Source organism: Actinoplanes oryzae, from assembly GCF_030757795.1.
GTDB lineage: Bacteria > Actinomycetota > Actinomycetes > Mycobacteriales > Micromonosporaceae > Actinoplanes.
Genome location: NZ_JAUQWH010000292.1, coordinates 1 through 5,696 on the forward strand (window position 1 = coordinate 1; position 5,696 = coordinate 5,696).

Consider the following 5,696-nt stretch of genomic DNA (forward strand, 5'->3'; position numbering starts at 1 on the left):
GGCTGGCCAGGTGCACGACGTCGGTCCCGTGCGCCCGCAGCGCCGCGGCGATGGACGTGGTCGGCAGCCCGAGCCGGATCTGCGGATACCCGGGCATCCGCAGCGAGGCGATCCGGACGACCGGATAGGGCAGGTCGACGGGACACCGGCGTCCCGGGGGCTGGGGTGCGATGACGAGCGGCTCGTGGCCGCGTCGCATGAGATGTTCGGCCGCCCGCACCACCGAGTGGGCGACCCCGTTGACGTCCGGCAGGAAGGACTCCGTCACCAGGGCGATGCGCATGCGCTGAGAATGCGGGGCGCGACGCGCCCGGCGGAGAACGCGATTATGACCGGAAAGGGAACTCGCGACGACAAGAGTGCTGTTCGCGTGCGGTTTGCTTGACGTCTCCCGGCCGTTGCCCACGCGGGGCCAGAGTGACCGCCGTGGATCGACGTAACATTCTCCGAGCGGCTGTTGCCGCCCCCATCGCGGCCGCCGTGACCCTTCCCGCCGCCGCTGCTGAGGCCACCGCCAAGACCGGTGACAACGATGACACCCGCTTCGCGCTCGCGGTGCTGCCCGACACCCAGTACCTCTTCGACGCCGACAGTGCCGACCCGGCGCCGTTGCGCGAGACGTTCCGCTACCTCACCGAGGAGCGGGAAGTGGTCTTCATGACCCACCTCGGCGACGTGACCGAGCACGGGACGGCCGCCGAGATCGAGCTGGCCAGCGAGACGTTCAAGAAGATCGACGGCAAGCTCCCTTACAGCGTCCTCGGTGGCAACCACGACGTCAGCGGCGACGACCAGCGCGGCAGCACCCCGTACCTGAAGGCCTTCGGTCCTTCCCGCTTCACGAAGTCGCGCACTTTCCTCGGCGCCTCGCCCGACGGTTACAACAGCGCCCACCTGCTCTCCGCCGGCGGCCGCAAGTGGCTGATCCTCGCCCTCGACTGGCGCATTTCCGACGCCGGCATCGCGTGGGCCGAGGGCATTCTCACCAAGAACAAGACCGTGCCCGCGATCGTCACCACGCACGACCTCGCGTACAGCGACGACGCCGGCGTCGCGTCGCTCTCCGCCAACGGCCAGCGCATGTGGGACAAGCTGATCCGCAAGCACGACCAGGTCTTCCTGACGCTCAACGGGCACTATTGGCCGCCCGGCCGCACGGTCCTGAAGAACGACGCCGGCCACGACGTCCACGTGCACATCACGAACTACCAGGACCGCTATTACGGCGGCGCGGCGATGATCCGCCTCTACAACTTCGACCTGGCGCGCAACACCATCGACGTCGAGACGTTCTCGCCGTGGTTCCTCGCCAGGAAGGAGGCGGACCGCACGCCGCTCGAGGCGGAGACCCTTGAGCTCACCGGTCCCACGGACCGCTTCAGCCTCGAGATCGGCTTCACCGAGCGGTTCGCGGCCTTCGACCCGCCGGTGCTCCCGGCCCCGCGCCCGGCCTCGGCCGTCGTGAGCAAGGACACGGTCGCCTACTGGCGCTTCGACGGCCTGTCGTCGGTCGCCGACGGCTCGGTGGTGCGAGACCTTTCGCGACACGGCAACGATCTGACCGTACGCCGCCTGGCCGGCAGCCCCGAGGACGTCCTCACCCTGTCTCCGGAGCACCACGTGGGGCAGCCCGCGCACGCCAGCCTCTTCTTCGACGGCGGCAAGGACCCCAACCGGGGAGCCCTCCTCCGTACGGGCGACAGCGCGCCGCTGAACAGCATGAAGTTCCTCGGCGGCTACACCATCGAGCTCTTCCTCAAGCTGCCCGAGCCGTTCGAGGGCGACCACTCGTGGATGGGCGTCTTCAACTGGGAAGGCCGCATGCGCGACGCGGGCAAGACCAACGGCTACGACCCGCTCGAACCCACGTGCAGCATGAGCCTGTCGGGCGAGCGCTTCCTCCAGTACGTCGTCTACCCGCACGTCGAGGACGCCAGCCCCACCTCGTGGAGCCACGCCCTCCCCGTGGGTCGCTGGATGCACGTGGCAGTGGTCAACAACGGCCGCCGCACGCTCGTCTACATCGACGGCTCGAAGATCGCCCGCAACCCGTCCCAGCCGTCCCACGGCATCGCCACGCTCGGCCGCCCGTTCGTGCTGGGCGCCCAGTCGTACGACCTCGGCTACGGCCAGGGCTTCTACGGCTACATGGGTGACGTGCGCATCACCGGCCGCGCCCTGACCCCGCAACAGTTCCTGCGCGCCTGACAGATCCACGACGTAGATTCGGGGACATGTCGACGTTCCTCACCAGCGACGGCGTGTCCCTGCACTACACGGATGCAGGTTCCGGCCCCGCGGTCCTGCTGATCGCCGGGTTCGCCGCCTCGGCGGAGACGTGGGAGCTGCAGCGTCGTGCCCTGCTCGCGGCCGGCCACCGGGTGCTCGCCCTCGACCGGCGCGGGCACGGCTTCTCGGCCACCCCGGCGTACGGCTGGCGCATGTCCCGCCACGGCAAGGACCTGCACGACTTTCTCACGATGCTCGACCTGCGCGACGTCGTCCTGGTCGGCGGCTCGATGGGCGCCAGCACCATCTGGGCGTACCACGATCTCTTCGGCGGCGACCGGCTGCGCGGCGTGGTCTCGGTCGACCAGACCCCGCGCATGCTCAACGACGACGACTGGACGCACGGCTTCTACGGCCTGACGCCGGCGAACCTCGGCACCTACTTCGCCGGCCGCCAGCCGGACACGGGCCACCCCGGCCACCCTTCGCGTACGGCCGCAGGGCTCGCCCGGCTCGTCGAAGCCCTCGGTCATCCGCCGCGGCGCTCGAGCCGGCGGGCCATGCAAGCGCTGATGCAGGACCACGCGGGTCAGGACTGGCGGGACGTGGTGGCGCGAATCGCCGTACCGTCGCTGTTCCTCGCCGGGCGCGACAGTCAGTTCTGGCCGTGGACCCACGCGACGGCGGCCGCCGACCTCAACGAGCTGGCCACGGCCGAGATCATCGACGACTGCGGCCACGCCATGAACCTCGACCAGGCCGACGCCGTCAACGAAGCCCTCGTCACCTTCCTGAAGAGCCTCGCATGACCCTCCCGCGCCTCAGCCACCTCGAGCTCGTCACCGACGCGGACGTCCTCGCCTCGCTCAGCCACGACGACGCCGAATGGGCCCCGATCGGCAAGGCTGTCGCCGCCGTGCGTCCGCGCTCCACCGCCGAGGTCCAGGAGGTGGTCCGCGCCTGCGCTGCTCAGGGCATCCCGGTCGTCACGCGCGGCGCCGGCACCGGGCTCTCCGGCGGCGCCAACGCGGTCGACGGCTGCCTGATCCTCGACCTCTCGAAGATGAACAAGATCCTGACAATCGACGTCGACAACCAGATCGCCGTCGTCCAGCCCGGCGTCGTCAACAACGACCTCAAGGCCGCCGTCGCCGAGCACGGCCTCTGGTACCCGCCCGACCCCGCCAGCGCCCCCTGGTCCACGATCGGCGGCAACGTCGCCACCAACGCCGGCGGGCTGTGCTGCCTCAAATACGGCGTCACCCGCGACTACGTGCTGGGACTCGAGGCCGTCGTGGGCGGTCCCGCAGGCGATTACGGTACGGCCGTCCGAGTCGGCCACCGCACCACGAAAGGCGTCGCCGGCTACGACCTCGTCGGCCTGCTCGTCGGCTCCGAAGGCACGCTCGGTGTCGTCACCGAGGTGACGCTGCGGCTCCGGGCGGCTCGCACGGCTGCACCGCGTACGGTGGTCGGCGCCTTTCCCAGCATCGTCGCCGCGGGCAACGCGGTCGTCACGAGCACCCGCCGCGGCCTGCTGCCCACCGCGCTCGAACTCCTCGACAAGGCCTGCCTCCAAGCCGTCGAGGACTGGAAGCACCTCGGCCTCTCCGCCACCGCCGAAGCCCTGCTGCTCGCCCAGGTCGACACCCCGGGCCGCGCCGGCGACGACGAAGCCGGCGCCCTGGCCACGGCCTTCCGCGACGCCGGCGCCGAGTGGGCCGAACAGTCCACCGACGAATTCGAGGCCGAGGCCCTCTTCTCCGCCCGGCGCCTCGCCTATCCCGCCCTCGAACGCCTCGGCCCGGTCCTCACCGAGGACGTGTGCGTCCCCCGCTCCGAGGTCCCGGCCATGCTCGCCGCCATCGAGGAGATCGCCGCCCGCCACCAGGTGTCCATCGCCACCCTGGCCCATGCCGGCGACGGCAACCTCCACCCGCTGCTGCGCGTGCCCGCGAACGATCCCGCTGCCCGGGCTGCCGCTCAGGCCGCCTTCGAGGAGATGCTCCAGTCCGCGATCGCCCTGGGCGGCACCGTCACCGCCGAACACGGCGTCGGCCTCCTCAAGCGCCGCGGCCTCCGCCAGGAACAGCAACCCGCGGTCCTGGCAATGCAGCAGGCCGTCAAGGACGCCCTCGATCCCCGCAACCTCTTCAACCCCGGCAAAATCCTCGGCGACCCGAACGCCTGACCCCTCGGCCTGCCCCTTCCGCGTCCGATCGTCGCGGCCGTCGATCGCTCACGCGGCTGTCGATCGTTCACGCGGCCTTCGATCGTTCACGCGGCCTTCGATCCTGTCGCCGCCTTCGATTCTCGGGCGTCGTCAAGTCGTGGGCTCAGCCGCGGCAGGTCCAGCTGTCGCGGCAGATCGCCGGCCGAGCCGATCAATCAATTGCGTTCGACGGTGATCCCGGAAACGCCGGAAGTGGCATCGACATCGAACCTGTTCCCCGCGGAGTCCCACCCCGGATCGGCGAACACACTCCCACCCGAAACCCCGTCGTGCGACTGCCCGCCGATAATCACATCGCCGGCCCCGTTGTGCGCACTCACCCGGACCGGCGCGTCTCCCCCGAGACGCACGGTCAACAGACTCGCCCCACCGGCCAGCACAACCTTTTGCGTCCCCGAAGCCGCGGGCAGAGCCACCTCGGCCCGGCTGGTTCCCGCAAGAAACTCAACATCCCCACCAGCCGACCCGCCAGTCAGATCAACCGCCTGATCCCCGGCGCCACCACCGAGCCGCACCTGCCACCGAACATCCTTCGCCAGCAGCACCGTCACCAGCGCCGCCCCGCCAGAAGAAGTCTGCCGCAACCCCGCGACCACGGTGTTTCCCCGCACCTCCACCGCGGGCGCCACCTTCGAGTCGCCGGGCGTCGACACAGCAACAAGATCCCCGCCCAGGTCAGCCACGCTCACCCGAACAACATCAGCCCCACTCACCAGCTGAAAGACCGAAGCAGCCCGCGCATAACCAGACCCGCCGCGAACCTCATGATCCGGCTCGCCGGGCCCAGCTTCCCCCACCCGAGGCTGTTCCCCCGACCAGCCGTCCGCCGGCGAAGTCCCGTCCCGCTCAGGCAGCACATACCGAGGCTGATGATCCGGGTTGTAGTCCCGTCCCCCATCATCAACCCCCGAGCACCCGGCCACCGCAAGCAGCACAGCCACCGCACCCGCCCGCAGCACCCGAACAATCATGGCGACCAATTACCCGAGCCCCGACCGCCCTACACGAGCCCGCCACCCACCAGCCCGCCGCCCCGACGGCCACTTCCCCAGCAAGCCGCTGTCCTCGTGCCGTCGCCGCCGCCGGAGAGCTCCCAAAAGCGACGATCGGCCATCGGTGCCGTAGCGGGTCTCGTCCGTGTCGCAGCGGTTACGCGGATGCGGGTGACCGGACCGGTCAGCTCCTCCGTCGCGCCGTGCGCAAGAAATGCAGAAACGCCCGTCCCCGAGCCTGT

Annotated in this window: 5 protein-coding genes; 3 read left to right on the top strand and 2 right to left on the bottom strand. The window is 70.2% G+C overall.

The genetic code is table 11. The features are described 5' to 3' along the window. Positions 1-283, bottom strand: a 283-nt coding sequence (locus RBH18_RS42825) for a glycosyltransferase (protein ID WP_306216261.1), incomplete at its 3' end; no start/stop codon positions are given. Positions 284-426: 143 nt separating this feature from the next. Here RBH18_RS42825 and RBH18_RS42830 point away from each other — a divergent pair. The 3 genes from RBH18_RS42830 to RBH18_RS42840 are packed head-to-tail and all read left to right on the top strand — an operon-like array spanning position 427 to position 4,420. Further along, on the top strand, positions 427-2,208 hold the full coding sequence (locus RBH18_RS42830) for a LamG-like jellyroll fold domain-containing protein (RefSeq protein WP_306216262.1): 1,782 nt from the start codon (positions 427-429) through the stop codon (positions 2,206-2,208). A 26-nt stretch (positions 2,209-2,234) separates the two neighbouring features. Then, on the top strand, positions 2,235-3,038 hold the full coding sequence (locus RBH18_RS42835) for an alpha/beta fold hydrolase (protein WP_306216263.1): 804 nt from the start codon (positions 2,235-2,237) through the stop codon (positions 3,036-3,038). Further along, positions 3,035-4,420: an FAD-binding oxidoreductase gene (locus RBH18_RS42840; protein WP_306216264.1), complete on the top strand. Its 1,386-nt coding sequence runs from the start codon at positions 3,035-3,037 to the stop codon at positions 4,418-4,420. The genes RBH18_RS42835 and RBH18_RS42840 overlap by 4 nt, the downstream gene beginning before the upstream one ends. Before the next feature lie 197 nt (positions 4,421-4,617). Here the strand turns inward: RBH18_RS42840 and RBH18_RS42845 are convergent, their stop codons facing one another. Beyond that, complete coding sequence (locus RBH18_RS42845) at positions 4,618-5,151, bottom strand: hypothetical protein (RefSeq protein ID WP_306216265.1); 534 nt, start codon at positions 5,149-5,151, stop codon at positions 4,618-4,620. Positions 5,152-5,696 lie beyond the last annotated feature (545 nt).

Coding starts and splice junctions, on each gene's coding strand:
- RBH18_RS42835 (WP_306216263.1), top strand. CDS start 2,235: ATGTCGACGTTCCTCACCAGCGACGGCGTGTCCCTGCACTACACGGAT.
- RBH18_RS42840 (WP_306216264.1), top strand. CDS start 3,035: ATGACCCTCCCGCGCCTCAGCCACCTCGAGCTCGTCACCGACGCGGAC.